The organism is Micromonospora sp. B11E3 (genome assembly GCF_039871625.1).
Classification (GTDB): Bacteria; Actinomycetota; Actinomycetes; order Mycobacteriales; family Micromonosporaceae; genus Micromonospora.
This window is the reverse complement of the sequence record NZ_JBDPMC010000190.1, coordinates 1-1,949: the sequence shown is the minus strand read 5'-3', so window position 1 is coordinate 1,949 and position 1,949 is coordinate 1. Positions and strand designations below refer to the sequence as shown.

The following is a 1,949-nucleotide window of genomic DNA, read 5'->3' as shown; positions in this document are numbered from 1 at the left end:
CACGGTTGGTAGTCCCGCCTTGCGGTGGGACGGTCCCGGTCTGACCGGCGGCTGCCGTGCCGGGTTCACGTTTCACAGCCGCCTGCCCGTGTTGGCGGGTCTTCTGGTCGGCTCCACGTGCTGCCACCGGGCCACTCCCGGCGGTGTCGAACTGGGCCGCCAGGGCGGCCAGGTTGAGCGAGGCGTTGCGGTCGCGGTCTGTGACCAGGCCGCACGCCTGGCAGTGGTAGGTGCGTTCGGACAGGGCCAGCTTGGTTTTCACCGTGCCGCAGCCCGAGCAGGTTTTCGAGGACGGGTACCACCGGTCGGCCACGATCAGCCGGCCGCCGCTCCACTGGGTTTTGTATGCGAGCTGCCGGCGGAGTTCGGCGAATCCGGCGTCGGCGATGTGCCTGGCGAGTCGCCGGTTGGCGAGCATGCCGGTGACGTTGAGGTCTTCGATCACGATCGTGGCGTGCTCGGCCGCGAGGCGGGTGGTGAGCTTGTGCAGCCCGTCGCGGCGCAGGTTGGCGACCCGGGCGTGGGCGCGGCCGAGCCTGTTCGCGGCGCGCTGCCAGCGGTGGGAGGGGCGGCGGCCGGTCCTGCCGTCCGGGCCGGTCTTGCGCGACAGCGCCCGGCCGAGGTGCCGCAGGCGCTGCTGGGCAGCGGTCAGGTGGCGCGGGTTGGGCACCGTTTCGCCGGTGGACAGCACGGCAAGGTTCGTGATGCCGACGTCGACTCCGATCGTCGAGTCGGGCCGCGTCGGTCGGCGTTCGGCTCGCTCGACTGCGACAGTGAACGCGAGGTGCCACCGGCTGCCGTCGCGCCGGACGGTCGCGGACATGATCCGGGCGGTGCCGTTGTCGAGGCGGCGGGCCAGCTTGCGGGCCGACTCGTGCAGCTTCAACCGTCCCAACCGCGGCAGCACCACATGCGTGCGGTCCGGCTCGACGCGGATCGCTCCGGTGGTGAACCGCACGCTGGGCGTGGTGCGGCGGCGGGACTTGAACCGAGGGAACCCGACCGGCCGGCCGGCCCGCTTACCCGTCCGGGAGTCCGACCAGTTCTTCAACCCGCGAGCCAGCGCGTCGAGGCCGGTGTTGAACGCCTCCTTCGAGCACCCGGCCCACCACGGCGCAACGTCCTGCTTGGCGGCGTTCCACGCCTTGCGTAGCGCGGGCAGCGACCACGAGACAGCCGGGGTGAGCTGGCCGTCCGGAACACCGTAGCTGCGTTCGGCGGCCCTCTGGGCCATGACGGCTGCGACCCGGGCGAGCGCCCAGTTGTACGCGACCCGGGCGGCACCGGCGTGCGCGAGTACGTCGCGTTCCTGGCCGGGGGTCAGGTCGAGGGCGAACCGGTAAGCCTGGATCGTCTTCACGCCGGCTCCTCGATGACAGCCTCGATGGCGCGGCGGACGCGGTTCGCGCCGGCGCGGCGGCCGTACAGGCGGGCGCACAGCGACGTCAGGATCTCGGTCACGTCGCGCACGACGTCGTCGTCCACCTCGGCGGGATCGACCACGAGCAGGCGGCGGCCCTGCGCGGCGAGAGCAGCGTCGACGTACTCGGCTCCGAACCGGGCGAACCGGTCGCGGTGCTCGACCACGATCGTGGCCACGGCCGGGTCGCGCAGCAACGCGAGGAACTTCTTGCGGTGCCCGTCGAGCGCCGAGCCGACCTCGGTCACCACCCGATCGACGGCCAGGCGCTGCCCGGTCGCCCACATCGTGACCCGGGCGACCTGCCGGTCCAGGTCCGCCTGCTGGTCGGCCGACGAGACCCGGACATACACCACGACCTGCCCAGCATCCGGAGCCACGCCGGTCAGCGGTTCGCCGACCATGATGAGCCGGCCGAGCCGATACGTCGGAACGGGCAGCATCCCCGCCGCGTACTGCCGCCGCGCGGTCACATACGAGACACCGGTTGCCGCCGCCCACTCCTTCAAGTTCACGCCGACAACCATAA

Annotated in this window: 2 protein-coding genes; both read right to left on the bottom strand. The window is 72.0% G+C overall.

Annotated features, from left to right (window positions below):
- Positions 1–1,360: IS607 family element RNA-guided endonuclease TnpB (tnpB, locus tag ABGB16_RS33585; protein ID WP_347672076.1), on the bottom strand; the 1,360-nt coding region annotated here is incomplete at its 3' end.
- Complete coding sequence (locus ABGB16_RS33580; RefSeq protein ID WP_347672077.1) at positions 1,357–1,935, bottom strand: IS607 family transposase; 579 nt, start codon at positions 1,933–1,935, stop codon at positions 1,357–1,359. The genes tnpB and ABGB16_RS33580, both read right to left, overlap by 4 nt.
- Positions 1,936–1,949 lie beyond the last annotated feature (14 nt).